This is a genomic window from Burkholderia diffusa (assembly GCF_902499115.1).
GTDB lineage: Bacteria > Pseudomonadota > Gammaproteobacteria > Burkholderiales > Burkholderiaceae > Burkholderia > Burkholderia diffusa.
Map to the genome: position 1 here is coordinate 146,838 of NZ_CABVPN010000007.1, position 18,187 is coordinate 165,024.

Sequence of the window (18,187 nt, forward strand, 5' to 3'; positions counted from 1 at the left end):
ACGCAATGCTCGGCTGCCGCGCTCAGCGCACCGCCTCGAACGCGCTGATCAGCAGCGCGCCGCCCGCGATCACCATGCATCCGGCCGCGCGACGCGGCGTCAGCCGCTCGCCGAGATACACGCGGGCAATCAACGCCGCGAACACCACGCTCGTTTCGCGCAGCGCCGACACCGGGCCCATCGGTGCGCGATCCATCGCCCAGATCACGATGCCGTACGCAAGCGCCGCGAACACGCCACCGCATGCGGCCTTCGCCGTTTCGCCGACATCCTGCGCGAGCCGCAGCGACCCCGCGCGCAGCCGGTAGTACACGGCCATCAGCAACGCGGTCAGCACGAACATCCACGCCGTATAACCGACCGTGCTGCCGCTTTCCCGCACGCCGATCCCGTCGACCACGCTGTACGCGGCGATCGATACGCCGGTGGCGAACGCGGTCGGCAACACCTGCGTCATCCGGTGCCGCGCGCCGCGGCCTCGCTCCAGCCCGATCGCCAAGATGCCCGCGCAGATCAGCACGAGCCCGTATTGCGCGCCCGCGTTCAGGCGCTCGCCCGCGAACACCGCCGCGCCCAGCGTGACGAGCAGCGGCGCGGTCCCGCGCGCGACCGGGTACGCGACGGTGAGGTCGCCGTGCTCGTAAGCCCGCACCAGCAACAGCGTATAGACGACGTGGATCACCGCAGATGCGACGACGCAGGCCCAGCTCGCGGGCGTGATCGGGGCGGCGGCCGGCAGGAGCAGCAGCGCGAACAGCCCGATCGCGATCTGCAGCACCGTAGCCGAGCGCAGCCGGTCGCCGCTGCTGCGCACGAGTGCATTCCAGGACGCATGCAGGAAGGCGGCACACAGGACGGCAAACAGAACGGGGATCGGCACGCTGAATACTCGCTGACGGCCGGCAACGCGAAATCGTCGCCGCGGGCCAACCATCGTATGAATCCGTCACGCGATTGTCAAAAAAGTGGGCGGCCCGGCATCCCGGACGAACCGGCCCGCCGTGCGCCGTCGCCCGCCCGGCGCGACATTCGCGGCGGTGACGGCGCCGATCGCCGAATATGTTGCCCAGGTTGCATCCGCTCCGTCCCTTTCCGCTTTCTTTCGCGCCGCCTCGCGCCGTAATGAAATCGATACCGCGGCGCAACCGTCGCGAAACCGTTCCGCCCCCGTATCTTCATATCAGGCTGTTTCAATGCCGGTGCTCTATCGCGAGCGCCGCGCCGAACCGACATGGCGACGGGGCCGCTATCCACCATCGAAAACCTACCTGGAGTGTCCCGATGTTCCGTCAAGCCTTGCTCGTCACCGCGTGCGCCGGCGCGGCGCTTGCGCTGTTCGCCTGCGGCGGCAGCGACGATCCCTCGTCGACGCCCGCCGTGTCGTCGCAGGATGCGCTGCAGACCGCCACGCCGATCAAGCACGTCGTCGTGATCTACGGCGAAAACGTGTCGTTCGACCACTACTTCGGCACCTACCCGAATGCGTCGAACCCGTCCGGCGAACCGGCGTTCACCGCGAAATCCGGCACGCCAACGATCAACGGGCTGACGGGCACGCTGCTCACCGCGAACCCGAACTTCACGAACACGGCCAACGGCACCGACGCCGCGAACCCGTTCCGCCTCGACCGCACGCAAGCCGCGACCGCCGACCAGAACCACGCGTACACGGCCGAGCAGCAGGCCGAGGACAACGGCCTCGCCGACCTGTTCCCGAAATACACGGGCAAGGGCTCGTCCGGCGGCGCCGGCGCGTTCGGCACGAAGGGCCAGGTGATGGGCTACTTCGACGGCAACACCGTGACCGCGCTGTGGAACTACGCGCAGCGCTTCGCGATGAGCGACAACGCGTATACGACGGTCTACGGCCCGTCGACGCCGGGCGCGCTGAACGTCGTGTCGGGCCAGACCAACGGGATGCAGATCGTCAAGACGTCGAAGCAGCCGTCGACGCTCGCCGCCACGTCGTACTACATCAACGACGGCCAGGGCGGCTTCACGATGATCAACGATGTCGACCCGGGCTACGACGTGTGCTCGAGCACGACCGACCAGGCGATGATGAGCGGCAAGAACATCGGCGACCTGCTGAACGGCGCAAAGATCACGTGGGGCGGCTTCATGGGCGGCTTCAACCTGTCGACGACCAACAGCAACGGCACGACCGGCTGTAGCCGCAGCACCGTCGCCACCGCCGTGAACGCCGCGACGGCCGACTACATCCCGCACCACAACTGGTTCCAGTACTACGCGTCGACCGCGAACCCGCAGCACACGCGGCCGAGTAGCGTCGCGGCGATCGGTTCCAGCTTCGAAGCCGACGGCAAGACGGCCGAGCCGGCGAACCACCAGTACGACAGCGACGACTTCTTCGCGGCCGTGAAGGCCGGCAACTTCCCGTCGGTCAGCTTCCTGAAGGCACCGGCTGCGCAGGACGCGCACGCGGGCTATTCGGATCCGCTCGACGAGCAGGCGTTCGTGACGAAGGTCGTCAACTTCCTGCAGCAGCAGCCGGACTGGCAGAACACGGCCGTGATCGTCACCTACGACGACTCGGACGGCTGGTACGACCACGCATACACGGCGCCGACGCATTCGTCGTCCGACGCGGTCGACCAGTTGAACGGCAACGGCGTGTGCGGCTCGGGTGGCACCACCGGCGTGAACGGCGGCACCGTGAACGGCCGCTGCGGCCCGGGTGTGCGCATCCCGCTGGTCGTGATCTCGCCGTATGCGAAGCAGAACTACGTCGATCACACGATGATCGACCAGGCATCGGTCGTGCGCTTCATCGAGGACAACTGGCTCGGCGGCAAGCGCATCGGCGGCGGTTCGTTCGATGCGACGGCAGGCGACCTGCGCGGGCTGTTCGACTTCGCGTCGAAGCCGAATACGGCGCCGCTGTATCTCGATCCGACGCAAGGCACCGTGCTGAGCGCGGCGCCGTCGATCTGACCGGCATCGCGTAACCGGTAGCAGCAGGCCGGCGCATCGTGCGCCGGCCGTTTCCATTTGATGCGCCGCTTTCACGCGGTGCCCGACTTTCGACCGACAGCATGACAGCCCGTCCCGCGTTCCCGTCTCCCGACGCATCCGGCGCCGCCGCGCCGCGTTCCCCTGCCCGCGCGGTGCGCCGCGCGGCGTTCGTGCTCGGCGCGGCCGTGCTCGGCTACGGCGCGTTCGCGATCGCGTTTCCGGCCCGCACGCCGGCGGCGATCGGCGACGTCGTCGCCGACTGGACGGGCGCGAATCCGCATCCGGTCGCGCTGCAGCGCCCGGCCGCGCAGCCGCTGTCCGCGGTCGCGCAGCTCGGGCGTGCACTGTTCGCCGATCCGTCGCTGTCGGCATCCGGCAAGCAGTCGTGCGCGTCGTGCCATAGCCCCGATCACGCGTACGGGCCGCCGAACGGGCTCGACGTGCAGCCGGGCGGCCTCGCGATGACGCAGCAGGGTTACCGCCCGCCGCCGTCGCTGATGTACCTGTATCGTCAGCCGAACTTCAGCATCGGCCCCGATGCGGGCGAAAACGACGCCGCGCCGAGCGTCGCTCAGCAGGCTGCATCGGCGGCCGGCGTCGTCAAGGCGCAGAAGGTGGCCGGCACGTCGGCCGCGCCGCAGCTCGTGCCGCAGGGCGGGATGTTCTGGGACGGCCGCGCCGATACGCTGCAGCAGCAGGCGTTCGGGCCGCTGCTGAATCCGGTCGAGATGGCGAATGCGAGCATCGACGACGTCGCGCGCAAGCTCGCGCAGTCGTCGCATCGCGCGCAGTTCGAGCAACTGTTCGGCCCGCGTGTGTTCTCCAGCCCGCAGCTTGTGGTGTCGGAGGCGATGTTCGCGATCGCGCGCTATCAGGTCGAGGATCCGTCGTTCCATCCGTACGACAGCAAGTACGACCGCTGGCTCGAAGGCCGTGCACGCTTGACGCAGGCCGAATTGCGCGGGCTGCGGCTCTTCAACGATCCGGACAAGGCGAATTGCGCGGGCTGCCACCTGTCGAAGCCCGGCAAGGACGGCTTGCCGCCGATGTTTACCGATTACCAGTACGAGGCGCTCGGCGCGCCGCGCAACATGGCGCTCGCGCAGAACCGCAACCCGGCGTTCCACGATCTCGGCGTGTGCGGGCCGTTCCGCGAGGATCTGAAGGACCAGACGCAGTACTGCGCGATGTTCCTCACGCCGACGCTGCGCAACGCGGCGACGCGCCACGTGTTCTTCCACAACGGCGTGTTCCACACGCTCGATCAGGTGTTGGCGTTCTACAACGAGCGCAGCATCTCGCCGCAGAAGTTCTATTCGCGCGGCGCGGACGGCAAGGTCGACGAATATGACGACATTCCGCCGAAGTACCGCGCGAACGTCGATGTGACCGATGCGCCGTTCAACCGCAAACCCGGCGACAAGCCCGCGATGACCGTGCAGGACATCAAGGATATCGAAGCGTTTCTCGGCACGCTGACCGACGAGCCGGCACGCTGAGCCTCGGCGATCCGCCGCGCTTCGTCAGCAGCGCGCGCGGATGCAGAGGAAGGCCGGGGCCAGCGACAGCTCCGCATGGAGCCGCTCCGACACGGCCTTCATCGTCGGCAGCGGCGTCGGTTCGACGAATCGCTCGAGCCGCCAGCCGGCGTCCGCGAGCGCGTTCAGGATGTCGGCAAGCGGCCGGCGCCATGCTTCGACATAGGGCTTCGTTTCGCCGAAACCCGACCAGTGAAAGCCGAAACGGCTCGTATCGAAGTACGTGCCGTCCCCGCGCGTACGCTCGTCCATCCAGTCCCGCATCGGATGCGCCATCGAGAACACCAGCGTCGCGCCTGGCCGCGCGACACGCCTGAATTCGCGCAACGTCGGCGCGATGTCCGCGTACCGTTGCGCGAAGCTCGCATACGCGCGGCGGGCGGATGGTTCGTTCGGATCGGTCATACGGCATCCGTGGGCGGGAATCGGAGGCTCGATTCTGCACGATCGGGGTGCCACTAGCGACGTTCGAGGTGCCGTTCATTCATGAAAGGCTGCGAGCTGACCGCGCCTCGCCACACCGGCGGCGATATGGAAGCGCTGCAGTCCGTGAAGCGGCATCGGCCGGGATCGGCGCCGAGCGCCTGCACGGAAGCAGGGAACCGGAAACCGGGAAGGATTGCGGCGTTGCGGGCTGGCTACCGGGCCGCCGTCGCCGGCGTGCCGACGGTTGCGGTGGCATCCATCCGCCGCTCCGCCAACTGCTGCGCGAACCGGTACGCAACCAGCGAGCCGGCTACGGCCAGCAGCATCGGCACCAGGCTGTCGTGATTCACGCGCGTGAACTCGAGCAGCAGCACGACGGCCGTGATCGGCATCTGCATCGACGCGGCAAGGAACGCGGTCGCGCCGATCAGCGCGCATCCGCCGATCGACGCCCCCGGCCACACGAGACTCCACACCGCACCGAGCACGACGCCCAGCAGCGCGCCGTTCGCAAGACCCGGCGTGAGGAGCCCGCCCTCGGCACCCGCACGCAGGCTGCCCGCCTCGATCAGCACCTTCAGCACGAGCAGCGTCGCCGCGAGGCCGAGCGTCAGCGTGCCGTCGAAACCCAGTGAAGCTGGCCCCTTGCCATTGCCGAGCAGTTGCGGAAACCACATCGCCAGCACGCCGATGACCGCGAAGTTGATGAGCGAGAGCACGGGAAGCAGGCGCCCCTTCGGCGCATCTGCCCGCGCGCGGGTCGTGAGGCGCACGAAGCCGTACGCGGCAAAACCGAACAGCGGCCCGCAGACGATCGACCACGCAACCAGCGGCGTGCTCAGCGCGAACGAGGGCACCGTGTACTGATGTTCGTTGCCGAGCCCGATCCATGCGACGGCCGCCGCGATCGCCGACGTGACGACGGCCACCACCAGCGCGCGCAGTTCGAACGTGCCGAGCAACACTTCGAGCACGAACACGGCGCCGCCGAGCGGCACGTTGTAGACGGCCGCGAGGCCGGCGCCCGCGCCGCACGCGACCATCAGCCGGCAATCGGCGGGCGAGAGCCCCGCGCAACGCGCGAGCCGCCCGGCCAGCAGCGAGCCGATCTCGCGCGGCGCGACTTCGCGGCCGAGCGGCGAACCGAGCGCGACGGTGACGATCTGGAGCAGCGCGTGCACCGTCGTGCTGACGAACGGCATCCGCGGATCGGCTGCGCGAACGGCCCGGCGGATGCTGACGAGCGGTTGGCCGAACCGGTAAAGCGCCCACCAGCCGCCGCCTGCGACGAGCCCGCAGACGATGAGCACCGCGAGCCGGCGCAGCGGCTCGGCGTAGGTCACACCCGCGAGAAAGCTCTCGGCCCCGACCAGGTGCGCCAGGCTGTAACCGTAGGCCACATGCTGGATCGCGTGCAGCAGCAGCGCGAGCAGCATCCCGCCGACGCCCGCGCCAACGCCGGTCAGGATCGTGACGGCAGCCATCCGCGCGAACGGGCTGGCCGGCGGCGAAGAAGAAGCGGGAGCGGACGGGAGATCGAGGCGCATGAGGTTGGCGAACGAGGATCGACACGACGGCGCGCACCATGCACGCCGCCGTCAGGACCGCATCGTAGGCTTCGGCCTCTCATGAGGCAAACGTATTTTTCTGATCAACTCATGCAATTTGTGAATACATTAGTGGCGGCAATCCGCGGCGGCGCGTGCCGCCAACAACGCGATCGCACTACTCCGGATACGTGACGCGCTCCGGCTCCCGTCGCATGATCACCTTCCCGTGGCGCACCGACAGCATGGCCTTCGCCTGCCGGCGCACGGCTTCGTAGTCGCTGTCCGCGTCGAGCACGACCAGATTCGCCGGCCGTCCGACCGCGATCCCGTAGCCGTCGCCGAGATGCATCGTCGTCGCGCCGTGATCGGTCACGAAGTCGAGGCAGCGCTGCAGGTCCTGGTAGCCCATCATGTGGCAGATATGCAGGCCGGCATCGAGGACGCGCAGGATGTTGCCGTTGCCGAGCGGATACCACGGATCCTTGATCGAATCCTGCCCGAAGCACACGTTCAGCCCCGCGCGATCGAGTTCCGCGACGCGCGTGACGCCACGCCGCTTCGGAAACGTATCGAAGCGCCCCTGCAAGTGGATGCTCTCGGTCGGGCACGACACGAAATTCAGGCCCGCGCGCTTGAGCAGCCGGAACAGCTTCGAGCAGTATGCGTTGTCGTACGAGCCCATCGCTGTCGTGTGGCTCGCCGTCACGCGCGCGCCCATCCCGCGCACGCGCGCTTCTTCCGCGAGCACTTCCAGAAAGCGCGAATGCGGATCGTCGGTCTCGTCGCAGTGCACGTCGACGAGGCAGCCGGTGCGCTCGGCCAGATCCATCAGGAACCGGATCGAACTGACGCCCTGCTCGCGCGTGTTCTCGAAATGCGGAATTCCGCCGACGACGTCCGCGCCAAGCTCGATCGCCTGCTCCATCAGCGCGCGGCCGCCGTCGAACGACTCGATGCCCTCCTGCGGAAACGCGACGATCTGCAGGTCGATCAGCCCGCGCGCTTCGTCCTTCACTTCGAGCATCGCCTTCAACGCGGCCAGCGTCGGATCGGTGACGTCGACATGGGTGCGCACGTGCTGGATGCCGTGATCACGCAGCATGCCGATCGCCGCATGCGCGCGCGTCTTCGTATCCGCGTGCGTGATCGTCGCCTTGCGTTCGGACCAGCGCTCGATTCCCTCGAACAGCGTGCCGCTCATGTTCCAGGCGGGCTCGCCGGCCGTGAGCACCGCGTCGAGATGGATGTGCGGTTCGACGAGCGGAGCAATCGCGAGACGGCCGCCCGCATCGACATCGTCGACGCCGACAGCGGCGACCGGCGCGGCTTGCGCGTCGATCCGCGCGATCCTGTCGCCGTCGATGCCGATCGTAAACAGCCCGTCGCGACCGCGCAGGCGTGCATTGAAGAGGTTCATGTGGGTCCAGGCGTCATGCGGCGCAAGCGCCGCGTGGTGGGGAAAACCGGCTCCGGCGATGCGTGCCGCGCTTATTTGAAATCCTCGATCGTCAGGCCGGTGGCCGCGCGCATCTCGTCGTTCGTCACGTCGCGCACGTGCTTGCCGAACGTCCACACATGCCGGCCGGGATCGCGCGCGCGATATACGCGATCGCCGTAGAACTGGTCGGCCGGCGCCTGCAGGATCTCCGCGCCGGCCGCACGCGCGCGCTCGCAGTGCGCGTCGATGTCCGCGTCGTCGGCAAGGTGCACGTGGACGTGCTGCGTGTTGCGGTCGCCGGTGTCTTCCGGTGAGGCGATGAAGTCGGCCCACGCGCCGCCGATCATGACGAGGCTATCGCCGAATTTCATTTCGGCATGCGCGATGTCGCCTTCCGGCGTGGTGACGACGATCGAGCGCTCGAAGCCGAATGCGCGTTCGAGCCATGCCAGCGCGGCTTTCGGGTTGCGGTAGCACAGCGCGGAACTGAACGACGGACGGCGAGGCGTGGTCATCGGGTGTCTCCGGATCTCGGCATTGGTCTGCTCATTCTCCACGCGCGCGGCGCGGCAATCAACTCCCGCGCCGGCGACGCGCGTGTTGTCAATGCGCGACACGGCGAACGCGGCCACCCGGCATTTCGCGTCGCGCCGTCGACGAAAACGCACGCCATCCGGCCTCCGCATCGATTTGTGAACGCCGTGTGACGCACTCTTGCGCAACTCGCAACGGTGCGCTCGCGCGCCGGCGGCCGTCATCGCGCGACCCCGCCCCTACACTGGCGCCGAACTTTAGTCACTTGTCCCACACGCAGGAGCAGTTACATGAAGAAAACCCTGATTGCCGCCGCATCCGCCACCGCGCTGTTCGCCCCGCTCGCGCATGCACAGAGCTCGGTCACGCTGTATGGCCTGATCGATGCCGGCATCGCATACACGAACAACGCGGGCGGCGCCTCGCTGTGGCGCATGACCAGCGGCACCGTCAACGGCAGCCGCTTCGGCCTGCGCGGCACGGAAGATCTCGGCGGCGGTCTGAAGGCGCTGTTCGTCCTCGAGAACGGCTACAACGTGAACAACGGCGCGCTCGGCCAGGACGGCAAGCTGTTCGGCCGCCACGCGTATGTCGGCCTGACCAGCAGCGGCTACGGCACGCTGACGCTCGGCCGCCAGTACGACACGATGGTCGACTTCGTCGCGCCGCTGTCCGCGACGTCGGGCGACTTCGGTGATACCGGCTTCGCGCACCCGTTCGACAACGACAACCTGAACCACTCGGTGCGCATCAACAACGCGGTGAAGTACACGAGCGACACGATCGCGGGTTTCAAGGTCGGCGCGCTGTACGGCTTCTCTAATTCGACGAACTTCGCCGGCAACCGCGCGTACAGCGTCGCGGCGAGCTACACGAACGGCCCGCTGAAGCTGGCCGGTGCTTACCTGCAGATGAACGGCACGAAGGGCTCGACGAGCGCGAGCCCGGGTGCGACCGACGTGGCCGAAGCGAAGAGCGTGAGCCAGGGCGGCTGGTCGGTGGGCGCGGACCGCATGCGCAGCTACGGCGGCGGCGTCAGCTACGTGTTCGGCCCGGCGACGGTCGGCTTCGTCTATACGCGTTCGCAGTACGACAACTCGGGCTCGTTCGGTTCCACCGGCCAGGTCGCGTTCAACAACTACGACGTGAACGTGCGCTATGCGGTGACGCCGGCCGTCAGCCTCGGCGCCGCGTACGTGTACACGGACGCCAGCGTGTCGAATCCGGACAGCAAGCACGGCACCGATCCGAAGTGGCACCAGGTCGACCTGCAGGCGGTGTACAAGCTGTCGCGCCGCACCGACCTGTATGCGGAAGCGATGTATCAGCATGCGTCGGGCCGCGGCTACCAGGCGTTCATCAACACGTCTGGCGGCGCATCGAGCACCGCGAACCAGATCGTCGGCACGATCGGCATGCGTACGCGCTTCTGAGTTCAGCGCCGCAGGACCGCACGTCGCCCGCCAGCCGCGAACCTGTCTTGACGGACGGGTTCGTGCAGTGCGGGCGACGTGCGTCAGTGTTGTTCCATCTGGAAATCTGCTTGCCTGGAATCGGGGTTTTTGTGCCGGCGCGCGCTGCATAGACTGGCATCAATGGTTCGGATCACGCATCGATCGCCGGACCGGCCTCACCCCCGCCTACAGGAGAACATCGTGAAATCGCTCGTCGTTACCGCCGCCGCTGCCGTCCTGCTTGCCGCACCGGCCGTGTCGTTCGCTCAGTCCGCCAAGTCGCCCGTCACGCGCGCACAAGTGCTGCAGGAGCTCTACGACCTCGAATCGGTCGGCTACAACCCGTCGCTCGGCGACGCCGGCAACTATCCGGACGACATCATGGCCGCGCAGGAGCGCCTGGCGGCAAAACGGCTCGCCGAGCACAAGGCCGCGCATACCGCATATGGCCCGGCCGGTGCGGGCGCAACCGAATCGGGCGTCGCCGTCAGGCCCGCGCTGTGAATGCATGACGCCTCGCCGCGCCCGCACGACGCGTGTCATGCGGGCGCGGCGCATATCGCGCAAACCGGTCCGTGACGATGGATGCGGCCGGACAGCGTGCCGTCCGGCACGCGGCCATCCTTTTCTTTCTGTATTCGCCCTCAGGCGGCCTGCGGTTCCCGCTCGATCGCGTTCAGCATCTCGACGTCGTGCGCGATCATCCCCGGCACCTGTGCACGCAGCATCTCGACCCAGGTGCGTACCTTCGCGTCGACGAAGCGGCGCGACGGATACAGTGCATAGACGTTCATCTTCTGCAGGATGTGACCAGGCAGCACACGCACGAGCGTGCCGTCCTGCAACGCGTCGATCGCCGAGTACAGCGGCAGCATCCCGATCCCGATGCCGTCGCGGATCGCGAGCGCGAGCGACTCGGCCGTGTTGGTCTGCACCGGCCCGGCGACATGGATCTGCTCGACGCCCTCGGCACCTTCGAGCACCCATTCGTGGGTCGGAAACGCCGGCGTACAGAGCGTCAGGCACGCATGCGCGCCGAGATCCTGCGGGCGCGCCGGCGCGCCGTGGCGCTTCACATACTCGGGTGACGCGCACAGGATGCTGAAAGTCGAGCCAAGCAGGTGCGACACGAGTTCCGAATCGGGCAGCGACGATGCGGTCACGACCGCCATGTCGCTCGTGCCGTCGAACAGGTCGGGCATGCGCTGCGACAGCGACAGCTCGATCGACACGTCCGGAAATTGCGTGTGGTAGCGCGTGAGCGCGGGCATCACGTAGTGATGGCCGACGCTCGCGAAGCTGTGCATGCGCAGCACGCCGGCCGGCCGCTCGTGCGCGCAGCTCGCCTCTTCCTCGGCGCGATCGACGTCGGCGAGGATCTGGCGGCAGCGCCGCAGATAACTTTCGCCGGCCGACGTCAGCGCGAGGCGGCGTGTCGAGCGATTCATCAGACGAGTGCGCAGGCGCGCCTCGAGTTCCGACACCGCGCGCGACATCGCGCCCGTCGTCGAATTCAGCGATTGCGCGGCCGCGGTGAAACTGCCGGTCTCGACGACGCGCGTAAACACCCGCATGTTTTGTAGGGTATCCATACCTGTGAGCCACCTGTAGCGGAGCCGCTATTTTCCTCCAGCAGATGCGACAGATTGTTACGCGCCCTGCAACTATCGTTTCCCTGCAGCTGCGTTAATGCCCGCGCGCCGCACTCCTACAATCGGCGCCTCATCAGTCGAATGGACCCGTCCGGACGCGCCGCGACACCGCACGCGCCCCCTCTTTCTTCATGAAGCCACAACCTGCGAGCGAGCGACCTTCCATCGAACCGGCACGATGGAGAACCTGGCTCGATCCGCTCGGCGGCGCCGCGCGCGACTGGGCCGCAAGCGACGGGCTGATCTGGCTGCACCTCGCCAAGACCGTGCTCGCCGCGCTGCTCGCGATGGGGATCGCGATGCGGCTCGAGATGTCGCAGCCGCGCACGGCGATGACGACCGTGTTCGTGCTGATGCAGCCGCTGTCGGGGATGGTGTTCGCGAAGAGCTTCTACCGCGTGCTCGGCACCGCGGCCGGCCTCGTCGCCGCGCTCGCGCTCGGCGGGCTGTTCGCGCAGCAGCCTGAGCTGTACATGGCCGGCATCACGCTGTGGATCGGCGGCTGCATCGCGCTCGCGGTCCGCAACCGCCATTTCCGCTGGTACGGGTTCGTACTCGCCGGCTACACGGCCGCGCTGATCGGCCTGCCCGCGGTGACGACGCCGCAGACGCTGTTCCAGTCCGCGCTCACGCGCGCCGCGGAAGTCGCGCTCGGCATCGCATGCTCCGGCGCGGTCAGTGCGCTGATTCTTCCGCTCAGTTCCGCGAAGGCGCTGATGCGCTCGCTGACCGCCCGTCATGTGAAGTTCGCGGCATTCGCGGCCGGTGCGCTGTCGGGCGACCTCGCACGCGGCGATTTCGAGCGGCGCTTCGCCGATTTCGTCGACGAGATCGTCGGCTTCGAGGCCAACCGCGCGTTCGCGTCGTTCGAGGATCCGCACATTCGCGCGCGCAGCCGCCGGCTCGCGCGCCTGAACAGCGAGTTCATGAATGCGTGCACGCGCCTGCATGCGCTGCACCAGCTCGTCAAACGCTTGCGCGCGAACCGGTCCGACGCAGTGCTCGACGCGCTCGCGCCGCACATCGATGCGCTCGCGCAGCGGGTGACCGCGTTGCGCGACGAGCGGCAGCGCGGGATCGCGTCGACCACCGGCGCGCTGCTCGAACTGCGCCGCTTTCACGGCGCGCTGCCGAAGGCCGCGCGCGCGTCGCGCCGCGAGATCGAGGATCACGCGGCCGGCGGCCTGCTCGACTTCGACACCGCGATCGAGCTGATGTATCGCTTCATCGGCGAGTATCTCGGCTATGCCGACACCAACGCATCGCTCGACCGCGACGATCACGCGTTCGAACGCTCGGTCACGCACTACGCGGTGAAGACCAATTCGTTCTTCGTCGGTTTCACGTTCCTGCGCACGCTCGTCGCCGTCGGCGCGATGAGCGCGTTCTGGATCGCGTCCGAATGGCCGAGCGGCCCGCTCGCCGTCATCGCCACCGCGATTGCATGCGCGCTGAGCTCCACGTCGCCGCGGGCGCCGAAATTCGTCGCGCAGATGGGCGTCGGCGCGGCATTCGCGACAGCCGTCGGCTATGTGTTCCTGTGCTACGTCTATCCGAACATCGACGGCTTTCCGCTGCTGTGCGCGACGCTCGCGCCGGTGCTCGGCCTCGGCGCGTTTCTCGCGATGCGTCCGGGCCTGTCCGGCTACGGGATCGGCTTCGCGGTGTTCTTCTGCCTGCTCGCGGGCCCGGACAACGCGATCGCGTATACGCCCGAGGTGCTGATCAACAACGGTTTCGCCGTCGTCGTCGCGATGCTCGCGTGCTCGATCGTGTTCGCCGTGGTGTTTCCGACCCACATGCCGTGGCTCACATCGCGTATCGCGCACGACCTGCGCCGCCAGGTCACGCTCGCGTGCGAAGGCACGCGCGACGGCCTCGCGGCACGCTTCCAGTCGAGCACGCACGACCTGATGGCGCAGTTGCGCACGCTGCTCGTCAAGCGCACGCGGCATCATCGCGACGCGCTGCGCTGGATGCTGTCGACGCTCGAAGTCGGCCATGCGGTGATCGACCTGCGCGACGAGCTGCACGGGTTCTGCGAATCGAAACCGCCGCAGACGCTGCACTGGACCGCATCGATCGATGCGGTGCTACGCGAGCTGCCGCGATTCTTCGACGATCCGACGCCGGCCCACCATGCGCGCACGCTGAAATCGGTGAATCTGGCGATCCGAGCCGCCCAGCACACGCTGCACGCGTGGTACGCGGTGCCCGACGAACGCCATCGCATGCAGCGCATCATCGGCTGCCTGCACTTCATCCGCAGCGCGCTGCTGGACAAGGACGCACCGTTCAATCGCCATCGTCATTGACCGTCGGCGGCGATCGACGGCAATCGATGCGCGCGCAACCTCATCCTTGTTCCGATTGGAAATAAGCTCTGCACCCGCGGTGATTAATCTTTAAGCAGTGCGAGCCTATAGTTTCCTCACTGCCAGCGAGACTGGCACTGAACCAGGAGAAACCCAAATGAAGCCGCTGCACCTCGCCCTCGTTGCCCTGTCGCTCACCGCCGCTGTCGCGCATGCGCAGCCCGCGCCGGCCGACGTCGCGCAGCAACCGGCGAACCGCGCCGAAGCCGTCCAGGCCGCGGGCCGCGCCGATCGTGCGCAATCGAAGCAGGAAGACCCGAACGCATGCGTCGGCCCCGTCAGCTTCTGCAACGTCTACTTCGGCAGCTGAGCATGACGCCGCGTCGCCACGGCCAGGCCCGCCGCGCACGCATCGCATGCGCGCGCGCACGACGCGCCGGCCGATCGCCGCAACGACACTGTCCGCCACGCCGCTTCGATTGAAGCGGCGCATGCCGTTTCAGGCGCCGCGCCCCGGCCGCCACCCCACTTCGCGCAACGCATCCAGCAAACGCGCCTGCCCCAGCCCTTCGACCCGCGCGCCGCGCGATTCGACGTCGCGCCCCGCGACCAGCGCATTCACGATTGCCTCCTCCACCGCCTCCGCCGCCGCGACGAACAGCGCGGAGATGTGGTCGTTGTTCACCATCTTCACGGCCGTCGTCGGCGCGCCCTTGCTGCCGTAGTTCGCGGCCGGCAGCCCGTCGTTGCCCGTCGCGAACGCCAGGAAGATGTCGCCGCTCGAATCCTCGGTGCCGCCGCCGACGCGGGCCAGCCCGACGCTCGCCCGCTGCGCGAGGCGCGTGCACTGGTGCGGCAGCAGCGGCGCGTCGGTCGCGATCGTGACCACGATCGAACCCATCCCGGCCTCGCCTGGTGCATCGGATGTGCGAAACGGCGAATACACGTGCCGCAACACCTCGCCGACCGGATAACCTGCCACGCGCAACATCTCGCGCACGCCGTAGTTCGCCTGCACGAGCGCGCCGACGGTCCAGCCGCCCGCATCGGCCGCGACCACGCGCGACGCGGTGCCGATGCCGCCCTTGAACTCGTGGCAGATCATCCCGGTGCCGCCCCCCACGCCGCCTTCGGCGACCGGCCCCGACTGTGCGGCGGCCAGCGCGCGCTGCACGTGCGCGGCGTTCACGTGCTGCCCCCAGATGTCGTTGAGCAGGCCGTCGTAGGTTTCCATGACGACCGGCATGCACCAGTACACGCGGCCGGCCGCGGCTTCGCGCTCGTTCGCGACCAGCGCATCGCGCACCGCGCCGACGCTGTGCGTGTTCGTATAGGCGATCGGGGTCGTCAGCAGGCCGGCTTCGCGGATCCATTCGAGCCCGGTCGCGTCGCCGTTGCCGTTCAGCACATGGACGCCCGCGAAGCACGGCGAATCGTGCGCCGCGCCCGCGCGCGGCTCGATGACGGTGACGCCGGTGCGGATCGACGCGTTGCCGTTCTCGACGTTCAGCGTGCAATGTCCGACCCGCACACCCGGTACGTCCGTGATCGCGTTGAAGCGGCCCGGCGTGCCGAGTCCGACGCGGATGCCGAGATCCCTCGTGCGCATGATGCAATTCCTCCCGTCTTTCAATGGTTCGGTGTGTCGAAATGGTCAGAGCGAGCGGAACGCATCGCTGTGGCGCGCCCAGACCGCATACATCGCGAGCGCAGCTACGAGCAGCCCGCCGATGATGATCAGGTCGGTCGGCTTGGTCGCCGTCGCCAGTGTCGTGTAGAGCGTGTAAGCGGCGCCCGCGACCGCGACGAGCGGCGTCACGGGCCACAGCGGCATCCGGTAGTGATGCTCGACGTCGCGGCGCACAAGGCGACTCGCCAGCGCGGCCAGCCCGACGACGAGGTAGATCAGCAGCAGCAGGTCGACCGTGAACGCGGTCAGCTCGTCGAGGCTCGACACGAATACCAGCCCCGACGACGGCACCGCCAGCGCGAGCGTCGCGAGCCACGGCGACTCGAAGCGCGGATGGATCGTCGAGAACGCGCGGTTGCAGGTGTGCGACCAGAGTGCATGCCGGCCGCTGCTGTACAGCAGGCGCCCCATCGTGATCACGATCGCGATGATCGCATTGAACACCGACAGGAAGATCCCGCCGCTGACCACGCGCGACACCGCCGGGTTGCTCAGCGAACGCACGACATAGCCGATCGGGTCCGCGCTCTTCGTCAGCTCCGTCAACGACGGCGCGCCGAGCACGATCGCGGTGAGCGGAATCAGTTCGACGACGAGGATCACCAGCAGCGAATAGATCACCGCCTTCGCGACGTTGCGGTTGCCGCCGCGCAGGTCTTCGGCGAGATAGGCGGCGGAGCCGAATCCGTTGTAGCAGAAGATCGCCGTGCCGATCGCGGGTACGATCGCCGCGAGCGTGGCCGGCACCAGCGCATTGCCGCTCGCGACGACCGGCGCCATCAGTGCGTCGGCGCCGCGATGCGGGGAGCCGAATCCGAGCCCCGCAATCAGCATCAGCACGCCGATCTCGACGACGAGAAACGCGCCGGTGATCCACGCATTCGTCTTGATGTTCAGCATGCCGAGCACGTAGCTGAGCAGCACGATCGTGAGCGCGACCGACTGATTGCCGAAGTGCGTGCCGAGCGCATTGTTCAGATACGGCGCGGCGCCGCTCGCGAGCACGGCCGGGATGAACACGCTGACGGACAGCACCGTGATGAACGTCAGGTAGCCGGGCAGCGTGCCGAAAACACGTTTGGCCATCACATATTCGCCGCCCGCGCTGCGATGCGCGGCGCTGAGCTCCGCGTAGCAGAGCGCGAACGCGAGCGCGAGCACGCCGCCGAGCAGGAACGACAGCACAGCGCCGCTGCCGGCCTGCTGGATCGCGAATGGCGCGATCACGAAGATCGAACTTGCGGGCGTCACGCCCGACACGGTGATCATCACCGCGTCGCGCACGCTGAGCGTCTGCGACAACGCGCGCGGCGCGTCTTCCGTGGCAGGCGTCGCTTGCAGCGTGCCCGTCGATTCCGACATCATCGCCATTTCGTTCTCCTGTTGCTCCTACCCTGCTCTTTTTTGAACACCCATACTCGGGCCCGATTGATTGCGTGGCAGTCTAGGAAGCCAAATTCAGGACCGCTATTCCCCCTTCGTGTTACACCCTTCGGTGGTGGTATGGATCGACTTTTCTCCGAATTCGCGATGCACCAGGCGCTTGGCCGCGCGATCGATCATCTGGGCGAGCCGCGCTTCTGGCGCTTCCTGGTGCTGCTGCTCAACGAAATGGTGCCGTTCGACAACGCGCTCGCGACCGCGATCGGCCGCGACGGCGTGCCGCTCGTGCTCGACGAATACGACACGGGCGGCTCCGACAGCGCGTCGCCGGTGCCGCTCTACCTCAATGGGTTATATCTGCTCGATCCATTCCTGCAAGCCGCGCACGACGGGCTCGCCGACGGCTGCTACCGGCTCGAGGAAGTCGCGCCCGACCTGTTCCGGCAGAGCGAGTATTTCCTGAGCTACTTCCGCGACGCGGTGGGCGACGACGAGATCCAGATCCTCGTGCGGCCCAACGCCGACACGCTGCTGTCGCTGTCGCTCGGCGCGTCCGCGCGCTTCGACGTCGAGCCGCTCGGCAAGCTGACGGCCGCGATGCCGTGGGTGCTCGCGACGATCCGGCAGCACTGGCGGCTGGTGGGCGATGCCGCGCGCACGACGCCCGACGACGATCTCGGGGCGCGCGTCGAGCAGGCGCTCGCGCGCTTCGGCGCGGGCGTGCTGACCGATCGCGAGATGTCGATCGCAAGAATGGTGCTGCGTGGCAATTCGTCGAAGGCGATCGCGGAGCGGCTGGCGATTTCACCCGAGACGGTGAAGGTGCATCGGCGCCATCTTTACGCGAAGCTCGGGATCTCGTCGCAGCCGGAGCTGTTTTCGCGGTTCATTCAGGCGCTCGGGGAGGATGCGGCGGGCTGAGCGCGACGCCGCCGCGTCACGACGATGCGACGTTCGCCGCCGACCGCGTCGGCGCGATCGCCAGGTGCAGCGCGCGCGTCGGCCGCAGCGTCACGTTCAGCGTCGCGCCCGGTGCCGCCATGCCGGGCGGCACTGACAATTCATGGCGCTGCAGGATCATGGCCGCCACCACCGTCATTTCCGTCATCGCCAGATGCTGCCCGAGGCACACGCGCGGCCCCGTGCCGAACGGCATGTACGCGCCGCGCGGAATCGGCGACGCTTCGCCGAGGACGAATCGTTCTGGATGTACCGGCTCTGGGTATGACGG

14 protein-coding genes and 2 pseudogenes are annotated in these 18,187 nt (G+C 67.8%); 7 read left to right on the forward strand and 9 right to left on the reverse strand.

All coding sequences use genetic code 11. The features are described from left to right. Positions 1–22: 22 nt before the first annotated feature. A complete protein-coding gene (locus BTE28158_RS09270) occupies positions 23–934 on the reverse strand; it encodes an EamA family transporter (RefSeq protein ID WP_151050942.1) in 912 nt (303 codons plus the stop codon). A gap of 347 nt (positions 935–1,281) precedes the next feature. Between BTE28158_RS09270 and BTE28158_RS09275 the strand changes: the two genes are divergently transcribed. Further along, the gene (locus BTE28158_RS09275) at positions 1,282–2,955 is read left to right on the forward strand and encodes a phospholipase C (RefSeq protein WP_151050944.1); all 1,674 of its coding nucleotides are present in this window, start codon (positions 1,282–1,284) and stop codon (positions 2,953–2,955) included. Between the two features lie 101 nt (positions 2,956–3,056). Beyond that, the gene (locus BTE28158_RS09280; protein ID WP_174919822.1) at positions 3,057–4,475 is read left to right on the forward strand and encodes a cytochrome-c peroxidase; all 1,419 of its coding nucleotides are present in this window, start codon (positions 3,057–3,059) and stop codon (positions 4,473–4,475) included. A gap of 24 nt (positions 4,476–4,499) precedes the next feature. Here BTE28158_RS09280 and BTE28158_RS09285 read toward each other — a convergent pair. From BTE28158_RS09285 to BTE28158_RS09300, 4 genes and pseudogenes are all read right to left on the reverse strand, one after another. Beyond that, a pseudogene (locus BTE28158_RS09285) lies at positions 4,500–4,856 on the reverse strand (SAM-dependent methyltransferase); the annotation flags it as partial. Positions 4,857–5,152: 296 nt separating this feature from the next. Further along, positions 5,153–6,487: a chloride channel protein gene (locus BTE28158_RS09290; protein ID WP_151049948.1), complete on the reverse strand. Its 1,335-nt coding sequence runs from the start codon at positions 6,485–6,487 to the stop codon at positions 5,153–5,155. 178 nt (positions 6,488–6,665) lie between these two features. Further along, complete coding sequence (gene codA, locus BTE28158_RS09295) at positions 6,666–7,907, reverse strand: cytosine deaminase (protein WP_151049946.1); 1,242 nt, start codon at positions 7,905–7,907, stop codon at positions 6,666–6,668. A gap of 71 nt (positions 7,908–7,978) precedes the next feature. Then, positions 7,979–8,443 (reverse strand): VOC family protein, encoded by a 465-nt coding sequence (locus tag BTE28158_RS09300; RefSeq protein ID WP_059599469.1) that lies wholly within the window; start codon positions 8,441–8,443, stop codon positions 7,979–7,981. A gap of 309 nt (positions 8,444–8,752) precedes the next feature. Between BTE28158_RS09300 and BTE28158_RS09305 the strand changes: the two genes are divergently transcribed. Both BTE28158_RS09305 and BTE28158_RS09310 read left to right on the forward strand, forming a co-directional pair. Beyond that, the gene (locus BTE28158_RS09305; RefSeq protein WP_059599412.1) at positions 8,753–9,895 is read left to right on the forward strand and encodes a porin; all 1,143 of its coding nucleotides are present in this window, start codon (positions 8,753–8,755) and stop codon (positions 9,893–9,895) included. Between the two features lie 222 nt (positions 9,896–10,117). Further along, complete coding sequence (locus tag BTE28158_RS09310) at positions 10,118–10,420, forward strand: DUF4148 domain-containing protein (protein ID WP_151049944.1); 303 nt, start codon at positions 10,118–10,120, stop codon at positions 10,418–10,420. A 140-nt stretch (positions 10,421–10,560) separates the two neighbouring features. Here BTE28158_RS09310 and BTE28158_RS09315 read toward each other — a convergent pair whose 3' ends face one another. Then, positions 10,561–11,508 (reverse strand): LysR family transcriptional regulator, encoded by a 948-nt coding sequence (locus BTE28158_RS09315; RefSeq protein ID WP_059599411.1) that lies wholly within the window; start codon positions 11,506–11,508, stop codon positions 10,561–10,563. 191 nt (positions 11,509–11,699) lie between these two features. Here BTE28158_RS09315 and BTE28158_RS09320 point away from each other — a divergent pair, with 191 nt between their 5' ends. Beyond that, entirely contained in the window at positions 11,700–13,883 is a 2,184-nt protein-coding gene (locus tag BTE28158_RS09320) for an FUSC family protein (protein ID WP_151049942.1), read from the forward strand. Between the two features lie 157 nt (positions 13,884–14,040). After that, the gene (locus tag BTE28158_RS09325) at positions 14,041–14,253 is read left to right on the forward strand and encodes a hypothetical protein (protein ID WP_059599409.1); all 213 of its coding nucleotides are present in this window, start codon (positions 14,041–14,043) and stop codon (positions 14,251–14,253) included. A 129-nt stretch (positions 14,254–14,382) separates the two neighbouring features. On the opposite strand, the gene BTE28158_RS09330 is transcribed toward BTE28158_RS09325, so the two are convergent. Then, positions 14,383–15,492, reverse strand: a complete 1,110-nt coding sequence (locus BTE28158_RS09330; RefSeq protein WP_151049940.1) for a DmpA family aminopeptidase — start codon at positions 15,490–15,492, stop codon at positions 14,383–14,385. Positions 15,493–15,537: 45 nt separating this feature from the next. After that, the gene (locus tag BTE28158_RS09335; protein WP_151049938.1) at positions 15,538–16,944 is read right to left on the reverse strand and encodes an APC family permease; all 1,407 of its coding nucleotides are present in this window, start codon (positions 16,942–16,944) and stop codon (positions 15,538–15,540) included. 132 nt (positions 16,945–17,076) lie between these two features. On the opposite strand from BTE28158_RS09335, the gene BTE28158_RS09340 reads away from it, so the two are divergent. Beyond that, a complete protein-coding gene (locus tag BTE28158_RS09340; protein WP_124623892.1) occupies positions 17,077–17,877 on the forward strand; it encodes a helix-turn-helix transcriptional regulator in 801 nt (266 codons plus the stop codon). A gap of 16 nt (positions 17,878–17,893) precedes the next feature. Here BTE28158_RS09340 and BTE28158_RS09345 read toward each other — a convergent pair. After that, a pseudogene (locus BTE28158_RS09345) lies at positions 17,894–18,178 on the reverse strand (cytochrome P450); the annotation flags it as partial. Positions 18,179–18,187: the final 9 nt, after the last annotated feature.

Excerpts from the sequence above, each read along its gene's own strand:
- BTE28158_RS09270 (WP_151050942.1), bottom strand. The coding sequence starts at position 934 with ATGGTTGGCCCGCGGCGACGATTTCGCGTTGCCGGCCGTCAGCGAGTA.
- BTE28158_RS09275 (WP_151050944.1), top strand. The coding sequence starts at position 1,282 with ATGTTCCGTCAAGCCTTGCTCGTCACCGCGTGCGCCGGCGCGGCGCTT.
- BTE28158_RS09280 (WP_174919822.1), top strand. The coding sequence starts at position 3,057 with ATGACAGCCCGTCCCGCGTTCCCGTCTCCCGACGCATCCGGCGCCGCC.
- BTE28158_RS09290 (WP_151049948.1), bottom strand. The coding sequence starts at position 6,487 with ATGCGCCTCGATCTCCCGTCCGCTCCCGCTTCTTCTTCGCCGCCGGCC.
- codA (WP_151049946.1), bottom strand. The coding sequence starts at position 7,907 with ATGAACCTCTTCAATGCACGCCTGCGCGGTCGCGACGGGCTGTTTACG.
- BTE28158_RS09300 (WP_059599469.1), bottom strand. The coding sequence starts at position 8,443 with ATGACCACGCCTCGCCGTCCGTCGTTCAGTTCCGCGCTGTGCTACCGC.
- BTE28158_RS09305 (WP_059599412.1), top strand. The coding sequence starts at position 8,753 with ATGAAGAAAACCCTGATTGCCGCCGCATCCGCCACCGCGCTGTTCGCC.
- BTE28158_RS09315 (WP_059599411.1), bottom strand. The coding sequence starts at position 11,508 with ATGGATACCCTACAAAACATGCGGGTGTTTACGCGCGTCGTCGAGACC.
- BTE28158_RS09320 (WP_151049942.1), top strand. The coding sequence starts at position 11,700 with ATGAAGCCACAACCTGCGAGCGAGCGACCTTCCATCGAACCGGCACGA.
- BTE28158_RS09325 (WP_059599409.1), top strand. The coding sequence starts at position 14,041 with ATGAAGCCGCTGCACCTCGCCCTCGTTGCCCTGTCGCTCACCGCCGCT.
- BTE28158_RS09330 (WP_151049940.1), bottom strand. The coding sequence starts at position 15,492 with ATGCGCACGAGGGATCTCGGCATCCGCGTCGGACTCGGCACGCCGGGC.
- BTE28158_RS09335 (WP_151049938.1), bottom strand. The coding sequence starts at position 16,944 with ATGGCGATGATGTCGGAATCGACGGGCACGCTGCAAGCGACGCCTGCC.
- BTE28158_RS09340 (WP_124623892.1), top strand. The coding sequence starts at position 17,077 with ATGGATCGACTTTTCTCCGAATTCGCGATGCACCAGGCGCTTGGCCGC.